General features: G+C 62.4%; 17 protein-coding genes and 4 tRNA genes. 11 read left to right on the forward strand and 10 right to left on the reverse strand.

Annotation, left to right across the window (positions count from 1 at the left end; genetic code table 11):
- Positions 1-4: 4 nt before the first annotated feature.
- A complete protein-coding gene (locus tag P0Y58_23690) occupies positions 5-4,021 on the reverse strand; it encodes a bifunctional nitrate reductase/sulfite reductase flavoprotein subunit alpha (protein WEK29859.1) in 4,017 nt (1,338 codons plus the stop codon).
- Positions 4,022-4,287: 266 nt separating this feature from the next.
- On the opposite strand from P0Y58_23690, the gene map reads away from it, so the two are divergent.
- A complete protein-coding gene (gene map, locus P0Y58_23695) occupies positions 4,288-5,130 on the forward strand; it encodes a type I methionyl aminopeptidase (GenBank protein WEK29860.1) in 843 nt (280 codons plus the stop codon).
- Between the two features lie 87 nt (positions 5,131-5,217).
- Here map and P0Y58_23700 read toward each other — a convergent pair.
- The 4 genes from P0Y58_23700 to P0Y58_23715 all read right to left on the reverse strand — a co-directional run bounded on the left by P0Y58_23700 (position 5,218) and on the right by P0Y58_23715 (position 5,719).
- Positions 5,218-5,294: transfer RNA gene (locus tag P0Y58_23700), tRNA-Asp, on the reverse strand.
- 13 nt (positions 5,295-5,307) lie between these two features.
- Positions 5,308-5,383: transfer RNA gene (locus P0Y58_23705), tRNA-Val, on the reverse strand.
- A gap of 170 nt (positions 5,384-5,553) precedes the next feature.
- Positions 5,554-5,630, reverse strand: a tRNA-Asp gene (locus P0Y58_23710).
- 13 nt (positions 5,631-5,643) lie between these two features.
- Positions 5,644-5,719: transfer RNA gene (locus tag P0Y58_23715), tRNA-Val, on the reverse strand.
- A 215-nt stretch (positions 5,720-5,934) separates the two neighbouring features.
- Between P0Y58_23715 and rdgC the strand changes: the two genes are divergently transcribed.
- The 3 genes from rdgC (at position 5,935) to sugE (ending at position 8,555) form a co-directional block, all read left to right on the forward strand.
- Positions 5,935-6,855 carry a recombination-associated protein RdgC gene (gene rdgC, locus P0Y58_23720; protein ID WEK29861.1) on the forward strand — a complete coding sequence of 307 codons (921 nt, stop codon included), beginning with the start codon at positions 5,935-5,937 and terminating at the stop codon, positions 6,853-6,855.
- 187 nt (positions 6,856-7,042) lie between these two features.
- Positions 7,043-8,008 (forward strand): bile acid:sodium symporter family protein, encoded by a 966-nt coding sequence (locus P0Y58_23725; protein WEK29862.1) that lies wholly within the window; start codon positions 7,043-7,045, stop codon positions 8,006-8,008.
- Positions 8,009-8,237: 229 nt separating this feature from the next.
- Positions 8,238-8,555 (forward strand): quaternary ammonium compound efflux SMR transporter SugE, encoded by a 318-nt coding sequence (sugE, locus tag P0Y58_23730; GenBank protein ID WEK29863.1) that lies wholly within the window; start codon positions 8,238-8,240, stop codon positions 8,553-8,555.
- Between the two features lie 10 nt (positions 8,556-8,565).
- On the opposite strand, the gene P0Y58_23735 is transcribed toward sugE, so the two are convergent.
- Complete coding sequence (locus P0Y58_23735; GenBank protein ID WEK29864.1) at positions 8,566-10,443, reverse strand: MFS transporter; 1,878 nt, start codon at positions 10,441-10,443, stop codon at positions 8,566-8,568.
- A gap of 161 nt (positions 10,444-10,604) precedes the next feature.
- Here P0Y58_23735 and bglX point away from each other — a divergent pair, with 161 nt between their 5' ends.
- From bglX to P0Y58_23750, 3 genes are all read left to right on the forward strand, one after another.
- Positions 10,605-12,899 carry a beta-glucosidase BglX gene (bglX, locus tag P0Y58_23740; GenBank protein WEK29865.1) on the forward strand — a complete coding sequence of 765 codons (2,295 nt, stop codon included), beginning with the start codon at positions 10,605-10,607 and terminating at the stop codon, positions 12,897-12,899.
- Positions 12,900-13,025: 126 nt separating this feature from the next.
- Positions 13,026-14,204: an MFS transporter gene (locus tag P0Y58_23745; protein WEK33387.1), complete on the forward strand. Its 1,179-nt coding sequence runs from the start codon at positions 13,026-13,028 to the stop codon at positions 14,202-14,204.
- Positions 14,205-14,318: 114 nt separating this feature from the next.
- Positions 14,319-17,798 (forward strand): PAS-domain containing protein, encoded by a 3,480-nt coding sequence (locus P0Y58_23750; protein WEK29866.1) that lies wholly within the window; start codon positions 14,319-14,321, stop codon positions 17,796-17,798.
- On the opposite strand, the gene rmuC is transcribed toward P0Y58_23750, so the two are convergent.
- Positions 17,770-19,140 carry a DNA recombination protein RmuC gene (rmuC, locus tag P0Y58_23755; GenBank protein ID WEK33388.1) on the reverse strand — a complete coding sequence of 457 codons (1,371 nt, stop codon included), beginning with the start codon at positions 19,138-19,140 and terminating at the stop codon, positions 17,770-17,772. The two genes, P0Y58_23750 and rmuC, sit on opposite strands and share 29 nt — an antisense overlap.
- A 293-nt stretch (positions 19,141-19,433) precedes the next feature.
- The gene (locus P0Y58_23760) at positions 19,434-19,847 is read right to left on the reverse strand and encodes a sel1 repeat family protein (GenBank protein ID WEK29867.1); all 414 of its coding nucleotides are present in this window, start codon (positions 19,845-19,847) and stop codon (positions 19,434-19,436) included.
- A 946-nt stretch (positions 19,848-20,793) separates the two neighbouring features.
- On the opposite strand from P0Y58_23760, the gene P0Y58_23765 reads away from it, so the two are divergent.
- The 3 genes from P0Y58_23765 (at position 20,794) to P0Y58_23775 (ending at position 23,163) form a co-directional block, all read left to right on the forward strand.
- Positions 20,794-21,018, forward strand: a complete 225-nt coding sequence (locus tag P0Y58_23765) for a hypothetical protein (protein WEK29868.1) — start codon at positions 20,794-20,796, stop codon at positions 21,016-21,018.
- Positions 21,019-21,267: 249 nt separating this feature from the next.
- The gene (locus P0Y58_23770; GenBank protein ID WEK29869.1) at positions 21,268-21,750 is read left to right on the forward strand and encodes a hypothetical protein; all 483 of its coding nucleotides are present in this window, start codon (positions 21,268-21,270) and stop codon (positions 21,748-21,750) included.
- Between the two features lie 147 nt (positions 21,751-21,897).
- On the forward strand, positions 21,898-23,163 hold the full coding sequence (locus tag P0Y58_23775) for an outer membrane protein transport protein (GenBank protein ID WEK29870.1): 1,266 nt from the start codon (positions 21,898-21,900) through the stop codon (positions 23,161-23,163).
- A 41-nt stretch (positions 23,164-23,204) separates the two neighbouring features.
- On the opposite strand, the gene P0Y58_23780 is transcribed toward P0Y58_23775, so the two are convergent.
- Complete coding sequence (locus tag P0Y58_23780) at positions 23,205-24,134, reverse strand: LysR family transcriptional regulator (protein ID WEK29871.1); 930 nt, start codon at positions 24,132-24,134, stop codon at positions 23,205-23,207.
- 114 nt (positions 24,135-24,248) lie between these two features.
- On the opposite strand from P0Y58_23780, the gene P0Y58_23785 reads away from it, so the two are divergent.
- The gene (locus P0Y58_23785; GenBank protein WEK29872.1) at positions 24,249-24,509 is read left to right on the forward strand and encodes a DUF2798 domain-containing protein; all 261 of its coding nucleotides are present in this window, start codon (positions 24,249-24,251) and stop codon (positions 24,507-24,509) included.
- Position 24,510: 1 nt separating this feature from the next.
- Here P0Y58_23785 and P0Y58_23790 read toward each other — a convergent pair whose 3' ends face one another.
- Entirely contained in the window at positions 24,511-24,669 is a 159-nt protein-coding gene (locus P0Y58_23790; protein ID WEK29873.1) for a hypothetical protein, read from the reverse strand.
- Between the last annotated feature and the right edge of the window lie 16 nt (positions 24,670-24,685).

Genomic DNA, 24,685 nt, shown 5'->3' on the forward strand with positions numbered 1-24,685 from the left:
CACATCAATACACATCACGCCGGTACCGCTTGGCTTTGTTCATCATCTCGACATAGGCATCGGCATCCCCACCGCCATGCTCGGCAATGATTTCACGCAACGCCGCATCCACATCCTTGGCCATGCGCTGCGCATCCCCACACACATAGAAATACGCGCCCGCCTCCAGCCACTGCCACAGCTGCGCGCCCTGCTCACGCATGCGCTGCTGTACATAGATCTTCTCGGCCTGGTCGCGGGAAAACGCGGTATCCAGCCGTAGGTGGCCGCTTGCCTGCCAGGCCTGCAACTGCTCCCGGTAATAGAAGTCGGTAGCGGCGCACTGCTCGCCGAAGAACAGCCAGTTATCCCCTTTCGCCCCCCGCGCCTCCCGCTCTTCGAGAAACGCCCTGAACGGCGCAATGCCGGTGCCGGGGCCGACCATGATCACTGGCACGCTGTCGTCTTCAGGCAACCGGAAGTGCTTCGACACCTGCGGGAAGATTGCCACCTTCAACGCTTGCGCGCGGTCGGCGAGGAAGGCCGAGCACACGCCCTTGCGCTCGCCGTAACGCACGGTGGAGACGGTCAGGTGAACCTGGCCCGGATGCGCCAACGGGCTGGAGCTGATCGAGTACAGGCGCGGCTGCAAAGGCTTGAGCAGGTCCAGCCAGCTGGCCAGCGTCAGCTGTTTGGGAATGGCGCGTAGCACATCGACCAACTGCCGGCCCCACAGCCAGTCCTGCAGTTCGGCCTTGCACTCGGGCTGCAGCAGACGCTGCAGGTCCGGGGTGCTGTCAGCAAAGGCCTGCAGTTGCTGCGGGGTGACCTTGGCGATCTCCAGGTGCGCTTGCAGGGCTTCAGCCAGCGGCATGGCAGGCTGGCCCTTCAGCTCGACCATGGCCTGGCCATCGAGCTGCATCAACGCCAGCAGTTCGTCGACCAGTGCCGGGCAATTGCGCGGCCACACGCCCAGCGCATCACCGGCGGTATAGCTCAAGCCGCTACCGCTCAGGTCGAACACCAGCTGCCGGGTTTCCTTGCTGGCACCGGCGGCGTTGAGCAGGTGGTTTTCCAGCAGGGTGGCGGCCCAGGGTTGCTGTTTGCTGTAGGCCGCCATGGGGGCAGGTTCACTGGCCGGTTGTGGCGCGGCGGCACTGCCCAGCGAAGGCAGCAATGCTGCGAGCCAGCCAGCGAACGCTTCGTCAAAGTCTGGCTCGCAGTCCACCCGTTGCAGCAGGCGCCGCCCCCCCAGGTCGGCCAGGCGCTGGTCGAGCTTGCGGCCAAAGCCGCAGAACTGGTCGTAACTGGAGTCGCCCAAAGCCAGCACCGCATAGGGCAGCTCGGCGCAGCAGGCGCCCTCCTCGCCCTGCAAGGCCTGCCAGAACGCCGCTGCACTGTCGGGCGCATCGCCATCACCAAAGGTGCTGGCGATCAACACCATGCTGGCAGCGCCCTTTAGCTGGCCTGGGCGGACCGCCTCCATGCAACTGAGCTGCACGTCGAGGCCGGCACCGCGCAGGTGTTCGGCACAGCGCTCGGCCAGCAGCTCGCCGTTACCGGTCTGCGAGGCCCACAGCACCTGGTGCTGTGGCGCCGCCAACGCCACAACAGGCAGTGCCGCTGGCTGGGCGAACAGCCCCGCTAGCAAACCGTCGATAAACAGCCGGCGGTTGGCTGCCAGTGGTGCACTGGCGGGCAGGCTAGGCACGCCCTCGGCACGGGCCTGGTCCAGGCCCAGCACAAAGCCTTGCAGATAATGGCGCTCTTCTTCTGCCAGCACCGGGGCTGGCAGGGTGTCCAGGCCAAGCAGACGGGACAGGGTGGCAGTGGGCATGCGGGCGGGCTCCGGAATGGCGGCGTTCAGGTCGAGGGCGTCGATACGCTCGCCTGCGACCCTTTTCAAGGCCACGGCGCAGTGTTTGAAAGCGGGCTGCAGCGACAGCGGGTCGACGGCATCGCAGGTGACGGCATTGATTGCCAGTTGCTCGCCGGCCAGGTCGTTCCAGTGGAACGGCGCGAAGCAGTTGCCTGGCATGACCCGGTCGCTGATTCGCACCGGCAGCACGGCCTGACCGCGCCGCGAGCGGATGGCCACCTGGTCTTTTTCAGCGATGCCCAGCCGTGCGGCGTCGTCTGGGTGGACTTCGACAAAGGGGCCGGGCTCCAGCTTGTTCAGCGCCGGCACCTTGCCGGTCTTGGTCAGGGTGTGCCACTGGTGCTGCACGCGGCCGGTGTTCAGCACCATGGGGTAGTCGTCATCCGGCAACTCTGGTGCCGGCAACCAGGGCCGGGCGAAGAACCGGGCCTTGCCGCTGGCGGTAGGGAAGGCCAAGGCTGGGCGATCGCCCTGGGCATCGTGCAACAGCGCCTGGCTGCTGCCGTCGTTCAGGTAACGCAATGGGCTGCGGTCGCTGTCACGGCCTGGCGCACAAGGCCACTGGTGCGGTTGCTGGCGCAGCTCGGCGTAACCGATGCCGCGCAGGTCATAGCCGGTTACGGGGTTATGGAAGCGGCGGATTTCCTCATACACCGCTTCGGCATCGGGGTAGTCGAAGGCTTCGACGTAGCCCATGGCGCAGGCCACCCGGGCGATGATCTGCCAGTCGGGCAGGCTCTGCCCTGGCGGCTCGACCGCACGCGGCATCAGGGTGAGGTTGCGTTCGCTGTTGATCATCACGCCCTCGCCTTCGGCCCACAGCGCGGCCGGTAGCAAGATGTCGGCATAGCGGTTGGTTTCGGTGTCGAGGAAGGCATCCTGGGTAATCACCAACTCGGCCTGGCGCAGGCCATCGATCACCTGCTGGCGGTTGGCGACGCTGGCCACCGGGTTGCTGCAGATGATCCAGCACGCTTTCACTTCACCCGCTTTCATCTGCTCGAAAAGCGCCACCGTACCCTCGCCACCTTCACTGCGCAGGCTGCCGGGTGCCAGTTGCCACTGCTGTTCGACAAACGCGCGGTCGCCCTCCACCAGTGCCGAGCGCTGGCCTGGCAGGCCGGGCCCCATGTAGCCCATCTCACGGCCGCCCATGGCATTGGGCTGGCCGGTCAGCGAGAACGGGCCGCTACCGGGGCGGCAGATGGCGCCCGTGGCCAGGTGCAGGTTGCAGATGGCGTTGCTGTGCCAGGTACCGTGGATACTCTGGTTCAGGCCCATGGTCCAGCAGCTCATCCAGTTGCTGGCGCTGCCGATCCAGTCGGCAGCCTTGATGATGTCGGCCTCGGCCAGCCCGGTGATGGCGGCCACGCGCTCGGGGCTGTAGTCATCGAGGAAGGCTGGCAGTTCGTTCCAGCCTTCGGTGTGGCGGGCGATGAAATCGCTGTTGGTGTGGCCGTTACGGTGTAGCAGGTGCAACAGGCCGTTGAGCAAGGCCATGTCACTGCCTGGGCGCACCCGCAAGAACAGGTCGGCCTTGTCGGCGGTGGCGCTGCGCCGGGGGTCGACGACGATCAGCCTGGCGCCGGCCTTGAGCCGGTCGAGCAGGCGCAGGAACAGGATCGGGTGGCAATCGGCCATGTTGGCGCCGATCACCAGGAATACGTCGGCGTGCTCGAAGTCCTGGTAGCTGCCAGGTGGCCCGTCAGCACCCAGTGATAGTTTGTAGCCGCTGCCGGCACTGGCCATGCACAGGCGCGAGTTGGACTCGATGTGGCGGGTGCGGATAAAGCCTTTGGCCAACTTGTTGGCGAGGTACTGAGCCTCCAGCGACATCTGCCCGGACACATACAGCGCCACGGCGTCGGGGCCGTGCTGGTCGATAATGCCGCGCAGGCGTTTGCCGGCGTCCGCGATAGCCTGGTCCATGCCGCTGCGCGCCGGCTGCTGGTTGCGCTGCTGGCGCACATAGGCGTCTTCGAGGCGGCCGGCGGCCGTCAGCGGCACATGCGCGGTGAGGCCTTTGGTGCACAGCCGGCCGAAGTTGCTGGGGTGCTGCTTGTCGCCGCTGACCTTGACCACCCTGCCATCGGCAACGCTCATGACGATGCCGCAGCCGACGCCGCAGTAGGGGCAGACGCTGCGTACTTCGCTGTTGGCCATGGGCGGGCTCCTGTGGGAAACGCAAAAAGGCGCCGGCTGCCCCGGCTTGCTGAAGCAAGCGGGGCAACACGGCGCCTTTGTCGTGAAGTGTGGTGGGCTGTCGACGTTGATAGCCCAGGATGTTTATGAATCAGCAATTTATGGGCCAGCTGTACCGGCCCTTTCGCGGGCACGCCCGCTCCCACAGGTACCGCACAGTCTTCATGCCTGTGGTGATCCTGTGGGAGTGGGCGTGCCCGCGAAGAGGCCAGCGCGGACTACGCACCATGCGGTGGCAACCTCACGCCCCATGGCGCTATGCTGGGGCAAATTCCAGCATGAGCAACTGCACTCCCCTTATGTCCCAGGTGATTCTCAAGACCCCCGCCCAACTCGACCTGATGCGCCGCGCCGGCCAGCTGCTGGCCCAGGTGTTTGCCGACCTCGACAGTTTCATCCGCCCCGGCGTGACCACCATGCAGATCAACGACCGTGCCGATGCATTCATCGTCAATACGCTCAAGGCGCGGCCAGCGAGCAAGGGCCAGTACGGCTTCCCTTACTCGCTCAATACCTCAGTGGACCACGTGGTGTGCCATGGCATACCCAAAGCCGATGAGGTATTGAAGGACGGCTCGATCATCAACGTAGACATCACCCTGGAACAGGGCGGCTATATTGCCGACTCGTCGAAGATGTATTGCATCGGCAAGATCAGCGATGAAGCCCAGCGGTTGGTCGACACCACCTACGACGCGCTATGGAAAGGTATCGAACAGGTGCGCCCCGGGGCCACACTGGGTGATATCGGCCATGCCGTACAAGCCCATGCCGAGGCGGCGGGCTACAGCGTGGTGCGCGAATATTGCGGGCATGGTATCGGCCAGCAGATGCATGAAGGGCCTGAAGTGCTGCACATTGGCCAGCGCGGCATGGGCATGAAGCTGAAGCCGGGCATGGTGTTCACCATCGAGCCGATGATCAACCAGGGTGGGCGCGGCACACGCACGTTGAAGGATGGCTGGACGGTGATTACCCGCGACCACAGCCTGTCTGCGCAGTGGGAGCATACCGTGGCGGTGACAGAGGATGGGTTCGAGGTGCTGACGTTGCGGGAAGAAGAGCGCTGAAACTGAAATTTCAGGCACAAAAAAAGCGACCCTAGGGTCGCTTTCTTTGTTACTTCCGGGTGTTCAGTGGGCCCTGGAAGTGGAATATGGCGCAGCGGACGGGACTCGAACCCGCGACCCCCGGCGTGACAGGCCGGTATTCTAACCGACTGAACTACCGCTGCGCTATACATCGAGTGGTGGGTGATGACGGGATCGAACCGCCGACCCTCTGCTTGTAAGGCAGATGCTCTCCCGGCTGAGCTAATCACCCATGTCTCTCGGTGTGGCGCGCATTCTACGGGCGACTCTGCGCTCTGGCAAGCACTTATCGAAGTTTTTTCAAACTTCGTTCAAACACCAGAATTCAGGCACAAAAAAAGCGACCCTAAGGTCGCTTTCTCTGTTACTTCCGGGTGTTCAGTGGGCCCTGGAAGTGGAATATGGCGCAGCGGACGGGACTCGAACCCGCGACCCCCGGCGTGACAGGCCGGTATTCTAACCGACTGAACTACCGCTGCGCTATACATCGAGTGGTGGGTGATGACGGGATCGAACCGCCGACCCTCTGCTTGTAAGGCAGATGCTCTCCCGGCTGAGCTAATCACCCTTCGTCTCGGTGTGGCGCGCATTCTACGGACGGCCCCGCACCCTGGCAAGCACTTTTTAAACTTTTTTCAAAAAAAACCTCATGCCTTTCAAAGACCTAGCGTTACCGGGTGTTTCTTTTATGCATAAGCCACTGCTGGCCCTCTGACAGGGTTGGCCTGAGAGCACCGCTCGGAGAATAATGCCCGCCTTATGCATTAAGGAGAGTTACCCCTCATGTGGTTCAAGAACCTGCTGACCTACCGCCTGACCCAGGATGTCCCGTTCGAGGCTGAAGCGCTGGAAGCCGCCCTGGCCAGCAAGCCGGCCCGCCCCTGCGCCAGCCAGGAGCTGACCACCTATGGCTTCGTCGCGCCGTTCGGCAAAGGCGAAGACGCTCCCCTGGTGCATGTCAGCGGCGAATACCTGCTGATTGCTGCACGCAAGGAAGAACGCATCCTCCCCAGTAGCGTGGTCAACGACGCGGTCAAGGAAAAGGTCGAAGAGATCGAGACCGAGCAGATGCGCAAGGTCTATAAAAAGGAACGCGACCAGATCAAGGACGAGATCATCCAGGCCTTCCTGCCGCGTGCGTTCATCCGCCGCTCGATGATCTTCGCCGCCATTGCCCCGCGCCTGGGCGTGATCCTGGTCAACTCGGCCAGCGCCAAGCGTGCCGAAGACCTGCTGTCGACCCTGCGTGAAGTGATGGGCTCGCTGCCGGTGCGCCCGGCCACCGTGAAAATTGCCCCGGTTGCGACCATGACCGACTGGGTCAAGTCGCAGCAGGCCGCTGAAGGTTTCTATGTGCTGGACGAGTGCGAACTGCGCGACACCGCCGAAGACGGCGGCATCGTGCGTTGCAAGCGCCAGGACCTGACTGGCGAGGAAATCCAGCTGCACCTGAGCACTGGCAAGGTGATCACCCAGCTGGCCCTGGCCTGGCAGGACAAGTTGTCGTTCATTCTGGACGACAAGATGGTGATCAAGCGCCTGAAGTTCGAAGAGCTGCTGCAGGAGCAGGCTGAACAGGATGGTGGTGATGAGGCGGCGCAGCAGTTCGATGCCAGCTTCCAGTTGATGATGATGACCTTTGCCGAATTCCTGCCGGTGCTGTTCGAGGCGCTGGGTGGGGAGGAGATTCCGCAAGGGGTCTGATGTAATTTGAACGATAGGTGCTGGCTTGATGCTCAACTTCAGCCAGTACCGGCCTCTTCGCGGGACAAGCCCGCTCCCACAGGTACAGCACAGCCCTCAGGCATTGTGACGTACCTGTGGGAGCGGGCTTGTCCCGCGAAGAGGCCAGTAAAAATCACACAGCTATAAAAAGAAAAGGAATTTTCCCATGCGTGCCCTCGCCGCCCTCAGCCGCTTCGTCGGCAACACCTTCGCCTTGTGGGTGCTGGTGTTCGCCGTACTGGCCTTCCTGCAACCGCAATGGTTCATCGCCCTCAAAGTCGCCATCGTGCCGCTGCTGGGGCTGGTGATGTTCGGCATGGGCCTTACCCTCAAGCTCGACGACTTCGCCGCCCTCGCCCGCCAGCCTTGGCGGGTGATGCTGGGGGTGGTCGCGCACTTCGTGATCATGCCGGGCATGGCCTGGCTGCTGTGCCAGCTGTTCCATCTGCCGCCGGAAATTGCCGTGGGCGTGATCCTGGTCGGTTGCTGCCCGAGCGGAACGGCGTCGAATGTGATGGTGTGGCTGTCCAAGGGCGACCTGGCACTGGCAGTGGCAATCGCCGCTGTGACTACCCTGCTCGCCCCGCTTCTGACTCCGGCGCTGATCTGGTTCCTGGCATCGGCCTGGTTGCCGGTATCCTTCATGGACATGTTCTGGTCGATCCTGCAGCTGGTGATGCTGCCGATCGTACTTGGTGTGCTGGCCCAGCGCTTGCTGGGTGCCCGGGTGCAGGCGGCAGTGCAGGTGTTGCCGCTGGTGTCGGTGGTGAGCATCGTGATGATCGTGTGCGCGGTGGTGGCGGCCAGCCAGGCGAAAATCGCCGAGTCGGGGTTGCTGATCATGGCGGTGGTGATGCTGCACAACAGCTTCGGCTATTTGCTGGGGTACCTGACCGGCAAACTGTGCAAGCTGCCGCTGGCCCAGCGCAAGTCGCTGGCACTGGAGGTGGGCATGCAGAACTCCGGGCTGGGGGCGGCGTTGGCGGCCGCGCACTTTTCGCCGCTGGCGGCAGTGCCGAGTGCCTTGTTCAGTGTTTGGCACAATATTTCCGGGGCGCTGTTGTCGACATGGTTCCGGCGGATGGAAGAGCCTGGGGTGGAAGCTGAAGAAGTGGAGCCCGCCAGGCATTGATGATGACTGTGCGGGCCTCTTCGCGGGCACGCCCGCTCCCACAGGATCTGCATAGGCCTGAATATTGTGCGATCCCTGTGGGAGCGGGCGCGCCCGCGAAAGGGCCGGTACAGGCTTGCCCTGAAACCTGCGGGTGTGCACTATATTGCCCACTGTGAGGACGACCTCACGACGCACCGCGTGACCACTCAGGGGACGGCCCCATCATTCAAACGATGGAGACACACCTATGTCCTGGATCATCCTGTTCTTCGCCGGCCTGTTCGAGGTCGGCTGGGCCGTAGGCCTGAAATACACCGACGGCTTCAGCAAACCGGTTCCCACCGTTCTCACGGTCGGCGCCATGGTCATCAGCCTGGGCCTGTTGGGCCTGGCCATGAAAGAACTGCCGCTGGGCACCGCCTATGCCATCTGGACCGGTGTTGGCGCAGTCGGCACCGTCATCGCCGGCATCATCCTGTTCGGTGAGTCCATGGCCCTGGTGCGGCTGGTCAGTGTGGCGCTGATCATCTGCGGCCTTATCGGCCTGAAAGTCAGCGCCAGCTGACCCCTCCCCGCTAGCGCAGGTCACCGCGCAGGCGGCTGACCTGCTCGCGCAACAGCTCAGGCTGCGCTGCCTCCACCGGGATGGCGGCGCCCGCCACGATCGTCACACGCGACCACAAACGCTTGAAGAAGCCCTTGGCCGGGTCACGGCTGAAGAAGCTGCCCCACAAACCCTGCAAGGCCAGCGGAATCACCGGCACCGGGGTTTCTTCGAGGATGCGGTTGACCCCGCCCTTGAACACATCGATTTCGCCATCACCGGTCAGCTTGCCTTCCGGGAAGATGCACACCAGCTCGCCATCGGCCAGGTACTTGGCAATCCGTGAAAAAGCCCGCTCGTAAGTGGCCAGGTCTTCGTTGCGCCCGGCAATCGGGATGGCGCCTGCGGTGCGGAACACGAAGTTGAGCACTGGCAGGTTGTAGATCTTGTAGTACATGACAAAACGGATCGGCCGGCGGATTGCCCCGCCCAGCAGCAGTGCATCGACGAACGACACGTGGTTGCACACCAGAAGCGCCGCGCCCTGGTCGGGGATGCGTTCCAGGTCGCGATGCTGCACGCGGTACATCGAATGGCTGAGCAGCCAGATCAGGAAGCGCATGGTGAACTCGGGCACGATCCTGAAGATGTAGGCGTTGACCGCGATATTCAGCAGCGACACCACCAGGAACAACTGCGGGATGCTCAACTCGGCCAGGCCCAGCAGAATAATGGTGAGTACCGCTGACACCACCATGAACAAGGCATTGAGGATGTTGTTGGCAGCGATCACCCGGGCGCGCTGGTCTTCGGCCGTGCGCGCCTGGATCAGCGCATACAGCGGCACGATATAAAAACCACCGAACACGCCCAGACCGACAATCGACAGCAGGATCCACCAGGCCTGGCCCATGCCCAGCAGCGCCAGCCAGTCGTGCGGCGCAGCTGCCGCCGGCACGTCGCCGGAGTGCCACCACCACAGCAGGCCGAACAGGGTCAGGCCGAACGAGCCGAACGGCACCAGGCCGATCTCCACCTTGCGGCCGCTCAGGCGCTCGCACAGCAGCGAGCCAAGGGCGATGCCCACCGAGAACAGTGTCAAAACCAAGGTAACGACCGTGCCGTCACCGTGCAGCCAGTCCTTGGCGTAAGCCGGGATCTGCGTGAGGTAGATGGCACCGACGAACCAGAACCACGAGTTGCCCACGATCGAGCGCGACACGGCGGGCGGCTGCCCCAGCCCCATGCGCAGGATCGCCCACGACTGCTTGAAGATGTTCCAGTCCAGCGGCATGTGGGGTGCGGCGGCAGCAGCCCGTGGGATCCAGCGGCTGGCCAGGTAGCCAAGCACCGCAGTGCCGACGATGCCACCGGCCACCACCGTGGCATAGCTGTCGGCGGACATCATCACCCCGGCACCGATGGTGCCGGCGAGGATGGCGAGAAAAGTGCCAGTTTCCACCAGCCCGTTTCCGCCAACCAGTTCTTCCTCGCGCAAGGCCTGCGGCAGGATCGAGTACTTCACCGGGCCGAACAGCGCCGAATGGGTACCCATGCCGAACAGTGCGACCAGCATCAATGCCAGGTGGTCGGTGATGAAGCCAAGCGCGCCGACCGCCATGATGGCGATTTCGGCCAGCTTGATCACACGGATCAACGCGTCCTTGGCGAACTTCTCGCCAAACTGCCCACCCAGCGCCGAAAACAGAAAGAACGGCAGGATGAACAGCAAGGCGCACAGGTTGACCCAGATCGACCGGTCACCGTCGCCCAGGCTGAGCTTGAACAGGATTGCCAGGATCAGCGACTGCTTGAACAGGTTGTCGTTGAAGGCACCCAGCGACTGGGTGATGAAAAACGGCAGGAAGCGCCGCTTGCCGAGCAAGGTGAATTGCGAGGAGTGACTCATCGTCCTTGTTCCTGGGTTCAGCCACGGATGGCAGTTGCCTGATTAGAATGCGCGCGGGCCATACAAAGCCACATCGTCTTGGTCAACTGACAGAACTACCAGTAGCGAGCGGCCTCGTCCAGACGCCACTCTGTGCGTTTGAGCAACCGCGAATCAATGGAATGGAAAAACGACCTGCCCGCCTGAAGATGACCGCAGCGTGGTGCACAGCAGCCCTGGCACTGTTGCTGATGGCCTGCAACGCTGCTGCCACCGGCGGGCAAGCTGCCAGGGACGGGTTTGTCGACCGGCTGCTGACGCAGATGACCCTGCAAGAAAAGATCGGTCAACTGCGCATGGAGTATGCGGGCGCGGGGCCAAACCCCCAGGCAATGCTCGACACCCTTGCAAATGGCCAGGTCGGTGCAATGTTCACAGCCCCCGGTGCCAGTAGGGCAAGCTTGCGTGAGCTGCAGGATGCAGCGACTCAGCGTAGCCGCCTGCACATCCCGCTGTTTTTTGCAGGAGATGTCGTACACGGCCAACGGACAATATTCCCCATCAACCTGGGCCAAGCCTCCAGTTGGGACTTGCAGGCTGTCGGCAAAAGCGCGCGGGCAGCCGCGGTTGAAGCCACCGACGCCGGCCTGGACATGACTTTTGCCCCCATGCTGGATATCAGCCGAGATCCTCGTTGGGGCAGGATCTCGGAAGGTTATGGCGAGGACACGTACCTTGTGTCGCAGTTCGCCAAGACCGTGATACATGCGCTGCAGGGGCCAACCTTGGGTGCAAGCGACAGCCTGATGGCCTGTGCCAAGCATTTTGCCGGTTATGGCGCAGTCGAAGGCGGCCGTGACTACAACACCACTGACATGAGCGGACCGCGCCTTGTCCAGGACTACCTACCGCCCTTCAAGGCCGCCGTGGATGCCGGGGCGGGTGCGGTCATGACGGCGCTAACAAGCCTCAACGGTGTTCCCGCAACCGCCAACGGCTGGCTGCTGCACGACATACTGCGCCAGCAGTGGCAGTTCAAAGGCCTGGTCATCAGTGACCACGGCGCCGTCGAGGAGCTGATTACCCACGGTATAGCCGAGGACGGCAAGCAAGCAGCGCAGGCCGCGTTGAAAGCCGGTACGCAGTTGAGCATGAGCGACCGCTACTTTGCCCGCGACCTTCAACGCCTGGTCATGCAAGGGCAGGTGACGGAGCGGGAACTCGACAACGCCGTACGGCAGGTGCTGGCTACCAAGTACGATCTAGGCCTTTTCGACGACCCCTATCGCCGCCTGAGGGCTACCTCCGACAACGAGGATCAACGCCTGCACCGTGCCCAGGCCCGTGACATGGCACGTCGCTCGCTGGTACTGCTGAAAAACCATCAGCAGACACTCCCGCTGAGCCGGCATGCAACCATCGCCCTTATCGGCCCGCTGGCTGACAATGCCGTGGACATCCTTGGCAGTTGGCACGGCAATGGCAAACCTGAGCAAGCAGTGACGCTGCGCCAAGGGCTGCAGAGTGGCCAAGCCGTCAACGCACGCCTGCTCTATGCAAAGGGTGCAAACATCAGCGACAACCCGCAGGCATTTGCTCTGCTTGGGGACAAGCAGGTCAACTTTGACCCACGCCGAGCCGAAAGCATGCTCGCCGAAGCAGTTGCCGCCGCGCGTCAGGCGGATGTCGTGGTAGTGGCGCTGGGCGAAGCGCGCGGCATGTCTCACGAGGGCGCCAGCAGAACCGAGCTGAACCTGCCAGAACAGCAACGCGCCCTGCTGCGCAGCCTGAAGGCGACCGGCAAGCCCCTGGTACTGGTGCTGATGAATGGCCGGCCACTGACGATCAGCGAGGAAAGCCAATGGGCCGATGCCGTGCTGGAGACCTGGTTCAGCGGCAGCGAAGGCGGCAATGCCATCGCCGATGTGCTTTATGGCGAGTACAACCCGTCCGGCAAGCTACCAGTCACCTTTGCGCGCAGCGTCGGCCAGATCCCGCTCTACTACAACCATCTCAACACAGGGCGGCCGTTCGACCCGCTAAAGCCGGTTGCCTACCGCTCACGGTACTACGACATCGACGATACGCCGCTTTACCCCTTCGGCTACGGCTTGAGCTATACGCACTTCAGTGTTTCTGCGCCGCGGTTGTCGAGCGCCCGGTTGTTGCAGGGGCAAAGCTTGCAAGTGCAGGTGACTGTACGCAACGAAGGTTTGCGCGCCGGGGAAACGGTCGTGCAACTGTACATTCGCGACCGTAGCGCCTCGGTAAGCCGGCCCGTGAAGGAATTAAAAGGTTTCAAGAAGCTTTACCTCGCCCCCGGACAAACACAGGAAGTGACCCTTCATTTGCCCCCTTCCGCGCTCAGCTTCGTTGACCGCGAATTGCGCTGGGTCACAGAACCCGGTTGGTTCGACGTGATGGTCGGCCTGGACTCGCAAGCCGTGCAGACGGCCAGTTTTGAGCTGATGCCCTGAGCCCATCGGCCAAACCGTAGGAGTTCGCCCAACCCTTTGCCCAGCGCTGGATCTCACAGGCATCGCGCAAGCATCTGGATATTGCTTATGCTTGAGCCTGGCTACAAGAACAACAAGGACGTGGCAATGCTCGCCGCCCTGAAACGCTACCCTCACACCGTACGCCTGCTACTGCTGACCACCTTCACACTGACTGTCGCCCGCGCCCTCACCCTGCCCTATCTGGTGGTGTACCTGGCCGACAACTTTCAGCTGCCGATCAGCCAGATCGGCCTGCTGATCGGTGGCGCGCTGATCATCGCCTCGCTGCTGAGCCTGTACGGCGGCCACCTGGTCGATACCTTGCGCAGCCACACGCTGGTCAGCGCCAGTACCCTGCTGTTCGCCCTGGCCTTCGTCGGCGCGGTCGCCAGCGACTCGGCGCTGTTGTTCTTTTTGTGCCTGGTGTTGATCAACCTGGCCCTTGCAGTCGTAGACATCGCCGCCAAGGCAGGCTTCTGCGCTTTGCTGCCGGTGGAAGAGCGGGCCGAGGTGTTTGCCATCAAGTACACCCTCAGCAATGTCGGCTATGGAACCGGCCCGTTGCTGGGCGTGGCCATGCTGGAGCTGAATGACCACATGCCGTTCATCGCCTCCGCAGTGCTTGGCCTGGGCATGTGCCTGGTTTACTGGTGGTTTGGCGACCGCGGGCTGCAGGCCGGCACGCTGGAAAAACCTGCGGCCGATTTCGCTCAGGTGGCGCTGGGGCTCGCACGTGACCGCAGGCTGGTGTGCTTTACCTTGGGCGGAGTACTGAGCGCAGTCGTGTTCGGCCAGTTCACCGCCTACTTGTCGCAGTACCTGGTGGTGACCACCAGCCCGGCAGAGGCAGCGCGGCTGGTTGGCTACCTGGTGACCACCAACGCAGTGACGGTGATTGCCCTGCAGTACCTGATTGGCCGGCGTATCAGCCGCCAGCGCCTGATGCCCTGGCTGCTGGCCGGCATGGCTCTTTTTATCGCGGGGCTGCTGGGCTTTTCGCTGGCAGACTCGGTGCTGGTGTGGTGCCTGGCGATGCTGGTGTTCACTCTGGGTGAGATCATCGTGATCCCGGCCGAATACATGTTCATCGACCTGATCGCGCCCGAGCACTTGCGCGGGGTGTATTACGGCGCGCAGAACCTGTCCAACCTGGGGGCGGCGCTGGGGCCGGTGATGGTGGGGTTTGTCCTGGTGCATCTGTGGCCGGGGGTTATCTTCTACCTGCTGGTGTTGTCGGTGATACTGGCAGGGGTGTTCTATGGATTGGGTACCCGCAGAGGTTGAGGGTGAACCCTGCGACCACCTGCCACTGCGACCATCGTCTGCGCTGACGTAACGGCACCTGCGTGCCAGACTGATTGATCGGGACCGCGTTATCTTTTTTGCTTCGGAGTTTTCATGTCGTTGTCCAGCGGGCTGATCGCCGTGGTCGCCCTGGCCTATATGGCCGTCATGTTCGCCATCGCCTTCTATGGCGACCGCCGCAGCACGCCGTTGCCGCCGAAGCTGCGTGCCTGGGTGTACAGCCTGTCGCTGGCCGTTTACTGCACCAGCTGGACCTTCTTCGGTGCGGTCGGCCAGGCCGCCGAACAGCTTTGGGCATTCCTGCCGATCTACCTGGGCCCGGTGCTGCTGATGGTGTTCGCGCCGTGGGTGCTGCAGAAGATGGTGCTGATCAGCAAGCAGCAGAACATCACCTCGATCGCCGACTTCATCGCCGCACGCTACGGCAAGTCGCAAACCCTGGCGGTGGTGGTGGCGCTGATCTGCCTGGTCGGCGTGTTGCCGTACATTGCCCTGCAGCTCAAAGGCATCGTGCTGGGCGTCAACCTGCTGATCGGGGCCAATGCGGATGCCACAGGCACCCGCGTGCAGGACACCGCGCTGGTGGTGTCACTGGTGCTGGCACTGTTCGCCATCGTGTTCGGCACCCGCAGCCTGGACGTGACCGAACACCACCGTGGCATGGTCCTGGCCATTGCCTTCGAATCGCTGATCAAGTTGCTGGCCTTCCTGGCCGTGGGCATTTTCGTCGTCTTCAACCTGTATGACGGTTTCGACGACCTGTTCAGCCAGGCGCGCCAGTCGATCCACTTGCAGGACTATTGGCAAGAGACCATCAACTGGCCGTCGATGGTGGTGCAAACCGCCGTCGCGATGATGGCGATCATCTGCCTGCCACGGCAGTTCCACGTCACCGTGGTGGAGAACATCGAACCCCAGGACATGCGCCTGGCGCGCTGGGTGTTTCCGATGTACCTGGCGCTGGCCGCGCTGTTCGTGGTGCCGATTGCCCTGGCGGGGCAGATGCTGCTGCCGGGCACGGTGATCTCGGACTCGTTCGTCATCAGCCTGCCACTGGCCGAGGCGCACCCGAGCCTGGCCCTGCTGGCGTTCATTGGCGGCGCTTCAGCCGCCACCGGTATGGTCATCGTCGAGGCTGTGGCGCTGTCGACCATGGTCTCCAACGACATGCTGCTGCCCTGGCTGCTGCGCCGCAACAACGCCGAACGGCCGTTCGAGGCGTTCCGCCACTGGATGCTCTCGGTGCGCCGGGTAACCATTGTGGTGATCCTGCTGCTGGCCTACGTCAGCTACCGCCTGCTGGGCTCCACCGCCAGCCTGGCGACCATCGGCCAGATCGCCTTTGCCGCCGTGACCCAGCTCACCCCGGCCATGCTCGGCGCGCTGTACTGGAAGCAGGCCAACCGCCGCGGCGTGTTCGCCGGCCTGGCGGCAGGTATCTTCCTGTGGTTCTACACCTTGGTCCTGCCAATTGCCGCGCATAGCCTGGGCTGGTCGCTGCAGCTGTTCCCGGGCCTGGCGTGGCTGCACGGCAACCCGCTGGGCCTGCCGATCAGCCCGCTGACCCAAGGGGTAGTGCTGTCGCTGGCGGGCAACTTCACCCTGTTCGCCTGGGTTTCGGTGCTGTCGCGTACACGGGTTTCCGAACACTGGCAGGCCGGCCGCTTCATCGGCCAGCAAACCAGCGCCCGCCCCAGCAGCAAGCCGCTGCTGGCGGTGCAGATCGACGACCTGCTGACCCTGGCCTCGCGTTTCGTCGGCGAGGAACGCGCCCGGCAAAGCTTCATCCGCTTCGCCTACCGCCAGGGCAAGGGCTTCAATCCCAACCAGAACGCCGACGGCGACTGGATCGAGCACACCGAACGCCTGCTGGCCGGGGTGCTCGGCACCTCGTCGACCCGCGCCGTGGTCAAGGCCGCCATCGAAGGCCGCGACATGCAACTGGAAGACGTGGTACGCATCGCCGACGAAGCCAGCGAGGTGCTGCAGTTCAACCGAGCGCTGCTGCAAGGCGCCATCGAGAACATCAACCAGGGCATCAGCGTGGTCGACCAGAACCTGCACCTGGTGGCCTGGAACCGTCGCTACCTGGAGCTGTTCAACTACCCCGACGGGCTGATCAGCGTGGGCCGGCCGATTGCCGACATCATCCGCTACAACGCCGAGCGTGGCCTGTGCGGCCCGGGCGAAGCGCAGGTGCATGTGGCGCGGCGCCTGCACTGGATGCGCCAAGGCCGCGCACATTCTTCAGAGCGGTTGTTCCCCAATGGCCGGGTGATCGAGCTGATCGGCAACCCGATGCCGGGTGGCGGTTTCGTCATGAGCTTCACCGACATCACCCCGTTTCGCGAGGCCGAGCAGGCCCTGCGCGATGCCAACGAAGGCCTGGAGCAACGGGTGGCAGAGCGCACCCACGAACTGTCGCAACTGAACCAGGCACTGTCCGAAGCCAAGAGCCAGGCTGAAGCGGTAAGCAAGTCCAAGACCCGCTTCCTGGCTGCGGTAAGCCACGACCTGATGCAACCACTGAACGCCGCTCGGCTGTTCTCCGCCGCACTGTCGCAGCAGGCCGAGGGCATGAACGACGAAGCGCAGCAGTTGGTACAACACATGGACAGCTCGCTGCGCTCAGCCGAAGAGCTGATCAGCGACCTGCTGGACATCTCGCGCCTGGAAAACGGCAAGATCACCCCAGACGCCAAGCCCTTCGCGCTCAACGAACTGTTCGACACGCTGGGGGCCGAGTTCAAGGTACTGGCGGCCGAGAAAAACCTGGAGTTCCGCCTGCGTGGCAGCCGCCTGCGGGTGGACAGCGACATGAAGCTGCTACGCCGGGTACTGCAGAACTTCCTCACCAATGCCCTGCGCTACGGCAAGAGCCCGATCCTGCTGGGCGCACGCCGCCATGGCGAGCATCTGTGGCTGGAGGTGTGGGACCGTGGCCCGGGCATCGCCGACGACAAGCTGCAAGTGATCTTCCAGGAGTTCAAGCGCCTGGACAGCCACCAGACACGCGCTGAAAAAGGCCTGGGCCTGGGCCTGGCGATTGCCGACGGCCTGTGCCGGGTGCTGGGGCACACGCTGCAAGTGCGCTCGTGGCCGGGCAAAGGCACGGTGTTCCGCGTCAGCGTGCCGATTGCCCGCCAGCCCGCGCCTGCGCCAAGCGCACCTGCAGAGCAACAGGGCGGCCAGCCACTGGCCGGGCTGCAAGTGCTGTGCGTGGACAACGAAGACAGCATCCTGATTGGCATGAACAGCCTGCTCAGCCGCTGGGGCTGCCAGGTATGGACCGCGCGCAACCAGGCCGAATGCGAAGCCCTGCTGGCCAAGGGCATGCGCCCGCACCTGGCATTGGTGGACTACCACCTGGATGACGGCGAAACCGGCACCGGGCTGATGGGCTGGCTACGTGCGCGCCTGGGTGAGCCGGTGCCAGGCGTGGTGATCAGCGCCGACGGCAGCAAGGAAACCATCGCCATGGTGCATGCGTCAGGCCTGGATTACCTGGCCAAACCGGTCAAGCCTGCAGCCTTGCGCGCGCTGCTCAATCGCCATCTGAGCCAGGTTCAGTAACCGCGGCGTCCGGCACTTCATCGGACAGCGCCCGTTCCAGCAAGTCAGCCGGCAGGCTCTTGCTGGCGCGGGCGCCCAGCAGCTTGAGCTGTTCGCTGCGGCTGACCAGGTTGCCGCGCCCTTCGCACAACTTGTTACGGGCAGCTGCATAGGCCTTGTCCACCTGCTGCAGGCGGCTGCCCAACTCGTCAAGGTCCTGGATGAACAGCACGAACTTGTCGTACAGCCAGCCGGCGCGCTCGGCAATTTCCCGGGCGTTCTGCCCCTGGCGCTCCTGCTTCCACAGGCTGTCGATCACGCGCAACGTAGCCAGCAAGGTGGTCGGGCTGACGATCACGATCTGCCGGTCGAAAGCCTCCTGGAACAGGTTCGGCTCGGCCTGCAAGGCTGCAGAGAAGGCCGCTTCGATGGGCACGAACAGCAGCACGAAATCCAGGCTGTGCAGGCCTTCGAGGCGGTTGTAGTCCTTGCTCGACAAGCCTTTGACGTGGCTGCGCAGCGACTGCACGTGCTGCTTGAGCGCAGCCTCGTCGTTGCTGGAGACAAACTGCTGGTACGCGGTAAGGCTGACCTTGGCATCCACCACCACTTGTTTGTCGCCGGGCAGCATGATCAGCACATCGGGCTGGAAACGCTCGCCGTCAGCACTTTTGAGGCTGACCTGGGTCTGGTATTCGCGGCCTTTTTCAAGGCCTGCGTGTTCCAGCACCCGTTCAAGGATCAGCTCGCCCCAGTTGCCTTGGGTTTTCTGGCCTTTAAGGGCTTGGGTCAGGTTGGTGGCTTCATCGGACAGGCGCAGGTTGAGTTGCTGAAGGCGCTCAAGCTCTTTGCCCAGGGAAAAGCGTTCACGGGCTTCCTGCTGGTAGCTTTCTTCCACACGCTTTTCAAAGGACTGAATGCGTTCCTTGAGCGGGTCAAGCAACTGGCCCAAGTGCTGCTGGCTGGTCTGGGCGAAGCGTTGCTCGCGCTCGTCGAAGATTTTGGTGGCCATGTCGGCGAACTGGGCACGCAGGGTGTCGCGGGCCTCCTGCAGGTCTTCCAGGCGCTGCTGATGGCTTTCTTGCTGCTCACGCAGCTCGGCCTCCAGGCGCGCGGCCTGCGCCTCCAGACGGCGCAGCTCGGCTTCACGGTTGGCCCGCTCCAGGCTCCAGGCGTGGGCAGCATCACGGGCGTTGTCGCGGTCGATCTGCAGTAGCTCCAGCTCACGACCTTGCGCGGCCAATTGGGCCTGCTTGACGGCGTTGGCTTCGCTGAGGTCGCTCACTTCGTCGCGGTTGGCTTCCAGCTGCGCCTGCAAGCCGGCCAGGGCCAGTTGGGCTGCGTTGAGGCGCTCTTCGAGCAAGGCCTGCTCGCCTTGCCGTGCGCCTTGGCGGCGCTGCACCTGCATGACCCAAAAAAGACAGGGTAAAGCACCTGCCACCAAGCCCAGCAGAATACTGGCCAGATCCACTGCCATGCTTACCCCGAACGATCCCGAATGAATGCTGCGCAGCTTATCAGCCTGGCAGGTGTGTTGCCTGTGCGGGCCTCTTCGCGGGCACGCCCGCTCCCACAGGAATCGTGCGTTTTCCGGGTTAAGCGCAATACCTGTGGGAGCGGGCGCGCCCGCGAAGAGGCCCGCACAGGCCACCAGGCTCAGCCAGGAAACCACTGCAGCAACAGCCGCCGCGCTTCCTGCGAGCCCTGCCCCGCTGCCAGCTCCAGCCAGTAGCGCGCCTGCTCCGGCTCGTTCTGCTGGCACAACCGCGCGTACTCCAGCTGTGCCCGACGATCCCCGGCGCGGGCGGCCTGACGCAGCAGCTCATGGCCAATACGCCGGTCACGGGCATTGCCGCAATCGCGGCACAGCATCTGCCCCAAGCGGCTCTGTGCCACCACCACGCCCTGACGCGCCGGCTGCTTCAACAGCCGCCCGGCCAGGTGCTTGACCTGGGGTTTGTCGCCCAGGCGCGGGCTGTCGAGCAGCCACAAGGCAACTTTCAAGGAAAAGCGTTTGGCAGGAGGCGTCGGTGCCGCAGGGCTGGCGAGGGATTTACCGCGAAACTTCATGAGCAACAGGTTTGGCAACTCGAAAGGCGCGCCACTCTACTCTTTTTTTTCTGCCCTGACCTGTCGATTTCTGGAGAATTGCAAAAAATTTCAATGATCTTTTCTTGACGTTTTCGTGTGGATGACCAACCGGTCTGTCGGGGCATATCGATTGTCGGACAGTTCAATGCACTGCTGGCACGCCCGTTCTAGAGCAAGCGCCCGGGACAATCCACAGTTCCTGTGGATAACTCGGTGGACAACCCCCTCGCACACCCCGCAAAGCCCCGTGAATTGGGGCTTCGTCTCAAACTGACGTTTTTTTCACCAGCTAAAAATAGTGTTTTTTTTCATTGACTTAACCGCCTAGTCAAGTCATTGGCGAGACTGTTACGGCGTGTTGCAAGCCTGTTACACCCGCTGCCCCGAATGTGAACAAGTGCACCACGATCCTTCATTTGAGTGCACGAAACGGGCACATCGGCCTGGATACGCGCCGTTTGCCCCTCTTCACAGCGGTGAAAATACGCGCCATACTGCGCGGCTAGCCTGAACAAACGTAGCGCTTGCCAAGCACCGGAATTTCCGGTAAGGTGCGCCTCGTTAGTACCAAGCTGAAAGTCAATTCAGGCCATAACGTCCTTGCAGACCTACGCTTCCCAAGCGTGCGCTGCTGAAAGCAGGACCGGCCCCTTCGATGATTCACTCGCCAGCCCCAGGCTGCTCAAGCGCGAATCACGCGACAGATTGATCAGGATTCCACCCGACGGCCTAGAACCTTGGCCCCGACGTGCTGCCTGCCTTCCGAAGTACCTACCAGTCAGCCCAAGCGCCCACTTTTGATTGCGCTCCCTCTGGCTGCCCTGTTCCAGTCAGGTTCGTTCGTCCCTTAATAAAGGCGTCACTGGAACGTTTCTATCATGCACGGATCATATCCCCCGTGTTTAAAGCAGGAACCTCCAACAATATGCAAACTCATCATCAGATTCAGGCTGCCATTGGCACCCTTTCCCAGGCCTTCTCGCCGTTGAAGTGCCTTATCGTTGCCCCACGCAAGGGCAGCTTCAGCTTCACCCTGGTAGACGAACACGGCGTCGCCTGCCACACCGAGCGCCTGTACCCTGAACAGTACAGCCGCAATGAGCCGCTGCAGGCGGTCATCGCCCGGACCCGCCAATCACTCGTTGCGTGAGTGGCGAATACCGCAGCATTCAAGCGCTGAATCATGCCATCGCAAGCCTGCCTGAACGTTCTTGGCGTAATTGCCTCCGGGCATATAGCCCGGTACGTCAGGCAGCAATCGATTTAAAAACAGCTCTTTACACCACGATTATCACACTACACTTCAACTCGAGCGGTGCTTACCGCTTCCGGCGGGCCTGATCATTCACTAGCTGCCAAGCTCCAGCGCCCGTCCGGCCCTTAATTGCTCGAGGGCATCATGGGTATTGCGGCGAATGAATTGTGTCAGTATGTGATCCGCCCCACTCTGGTTTACCTGAACCGCCACTGTGCCAGCGCGGAAGCTTTATTGCTGGGTATCGCCGCCAGCCAATCGGCACTCGGGTCGGCTTTGCACGACCGTCGGGGGCATGGCCTTTACCGCATCGGTGAACACCGTCACCAGGCGCTCTGGGACGATTACCTGGCCCGCGACCCGGACCTGGCCAGCCTTGTACGCGGCCTTGCCAGTCAACACGCCTTCCTCGGTGGTCCTCATCTGGAGCTCACCGTTAACCTGCGCTATTCCACCGCCATTGCCTGGATGCTGGTCGAAGAGCAGGCAACCCTCCTGCCTGCTGCTGACGATTTATTGGCACTGGCGCGGATCTGGCGACAGATTTTCAACCCGCAAGGTCGCCTTCGCGACTTCACCCAAGCCTGGCATACCTGCATAGATCAGAAATTGCCACAGGCATCTTAAGACGCGTCCTACAACAAAACCGGAAAAAAGGGAATTTTGGTCGGATTGTCCTACAAAACCGCTCTAACTCCTGCGATTGAGGCTATGGCGCGGCGCGTGATTTGTTGGTAGCTTTTCGCCCCGGAGATCCCAAGGAGTTTTCTAATAATGAAAAAAGTAATGCTCAAAACCTCCCTCGCCGTCACTGTCGCGCTGGCATCAAGCCAACTGCTCGCTGCGGGCTTCGCGCTCAACGAGCAAAGCATCAGTAGCATGGGGACAGGTTTCGCGGGACGTTCTTCTTCTGCCGAAGATGCCAGCACCGTGTTTGGCAACCCGGCCGGCATGTCCCGCCTCAAACGCGAACAAGTTACCGTGGGCGGCGCCGCCGTCATCGCCAAGTCCGACATCTCGGGCCGGGGCAGCAACCTCGGGGGGGAAACCGATGGTGACATGGTGCCTTTGGTTGGCGTACCCATGGGTTACTACGTCAAGCCGATCGACGACCACTGGAGCGTCGGCTTCGGTGTCTACGTACCGTTCGGCCTGGTGACCGACTACGGCAGCGATGACGCTGCACGCTACTGGGGCAAGAAGAGCCACGTTGAAGTGGTGACCTTCCAGCCTACTGTCAGCTACGCATTCAACGACAAAGTCTCGATCGGTTTCGGCCCGACCATCAACCGCATCAAGGGCGAACTGGGCTCAAGCCTGATCAACCCGTTCACCCCGGGCCGCAACGACGGCGAAGTGAAGATCAAGGGCGACGATACCGCCGTGGGTTACAACATCGGTATCCTGGTTCAGGCCACCGACAGCACCCGCCTCGGCCTGACCTACCACTCGATGGTCGACTACAAGCTTGAGGGCAAGACTCGTGTCAGCACCCCGCTGATCGGGCCGTTCAACGGCAACAAGTTCGACGCCACCCTGAAGATCAAGACCCCAGAGTCGGTCGACTTCTCGGTCACTCATGAGCTTGACGATCAGTGGACCTTGTACGCAGGTAGCACCTGGACGCGCTGGAGCCGCCTGAAAGACATCACCGTACAGAACGATGTACCCGGGCCGCTGGTAGGTTCTGCGTTCGAAACCATCAAGGAAGACCAGAACTGGCACGACACCTGGGCGCACGCCATTGGCGCGTCGTACAAGGTCAACAAGGAGTGGGTGCTGCGCACCGGCTTCACCGTCGACCAATCGCCGACCAACAACCACGACCGTTCGCCACGCATCCCGACTGGCGACCGCAAGGTGTTCAGCCTGGGTGCCGGCTGGAGCCCGAGCGACGACATGACCATCGACGTGGCCTACTCCTACCTGTGGGAAGAGGACACCAAGGTCAATCAGGTCAGCGCAACCAAAGGCAGCTACCAGGCCAAGTACGAGAACAGCGCTCACGGTATCGGTGCATCCCTCACCTACCGTTTCTGATTCGTACGTACCCCCGAAAAACCGCCCTCGTGGCGGTTTTTTCATACTTGTACCTGCCAACTTTCCCCCAGGCATTCCCGTAGATACTCCATGAACACACGCACTTTCGCGGTCATGGCGAAACGGTCGGCCAGGCACAGGTAGATATCCATCGGTTCGGTCTGGGCATAGGCCTGGCCACTGTCGCTGTACTCGAACAACGGCACCAGCGCACCGCTAGCCAGGTGCGGTCGCACAATGAACTCGGCCAGGCGAGTGATGCCGCCATCGTGCAGCGCCATCTGGGTCAGCGCGTCAATGTCGTCGCTGATCAACACGCTGCCGAACTCCGCCTCAAAGCGCAGCCCATCGCGCATAAACCCCCAGCGCAGAAACCGCCCATCCACCGGGTAGCGGAACACCAGACAACGGTGATCGCGCAATGCCTCGGGCGAGGCCGGCAACCCCGCGCTGTGCAAGTACCCGGGCGAGGCACAGCAAACAAACGGGATACGGGCGATGTGCCGGGCCAACAGCTGGTCTTCCAGTTGCGGGGCGATGCGCAAGCTCACGTCGACGTCTTCACGGGCGTGGTTAACCCGGCGATCAGTCGTTACCAACTCTATCGAAAGCAGTGGGTAGCGGGCGCTGAAAGCGGGTATGAGTGGCGCCAGCACGTGGCGGCCAAAAGCGGATGTGGAGGCAATGCAAAGCCGCCCCTGCGGTTCACTGTCTGGCGTAGTGACGGCTTGCTCGGCCAGAGCCAGGTCACGCTCGATATGCCGGACGCGCTCGTAATACTGAGTACCTGCCGGCGTCAGCGCCATGCTGCGGGTGGTACGACTGAGCAGGCGCACCTGCAGGTGGCCCTCCAGCCGTGCCAGGTTCTGGCTGACCGCTGCCGGGCTAAGGCCCAGGTTACGGGCGCCGGCGGCGATGCTGCCGGCCTCGACCACCTTGATGAAGCTGCGGATGGCGTTGAGCAAGTCCATGGTAGAGCTCTGGATTCGTAAGAATCTCTTTATAAAGAACTCAGTATGCCGGGTCTACAGCTGCGACAGACTGGGTTGCTAACCTGCGCCTCCACTCAACTTTCAGGAGTTCGCATGAGCAACCTGTCCCAGTCGCGCAGCCGAAGAAAATTGCACCCAGGTGCCACGCCTTACGTTTTTGCTTTTTTCATGTCGTCGATCATGGCGCTATTGATGTGCTTCGTGATCACGGCGGCGAATGCAGGGGTGACCCCGGAGTACCTGAGCAACGTGCTGAAGGCCTATCAACTGGCGATGCCAGTGGCCTTCGTGTGTGTGTTGATGGTGAGGCCGGTGGTGGTCAGGTTGGTGGCCATTACCGTACACGCAAAGTGAATTAGCCCACCACAGCCCCACCGTTGCCGTTGATCTTGATCTTGATCTTGATCTTGATCTTGATCTTGATCTTGATCTTGATCTTGATCTTGATCTTGATCTTGATCTTCGCGACTTCAGGAGGCTGAACGCAGGTCTTGCGGAGGGAGGTGACGGGCATGGATGCCCGTCAAGCG

Origin of the sequence: Candidatus Pseudomonas phytovorans, from assembly GCA_029202525.1 — a bacterium.
Taxonomy (GTDB): Bacteria; Pseudomonadota; Gammaproteobacteria; order Pseudomonadales; family Pseudomonadaceae; genus Aquipseudomonas; species Aquipseudomonas phytovorans.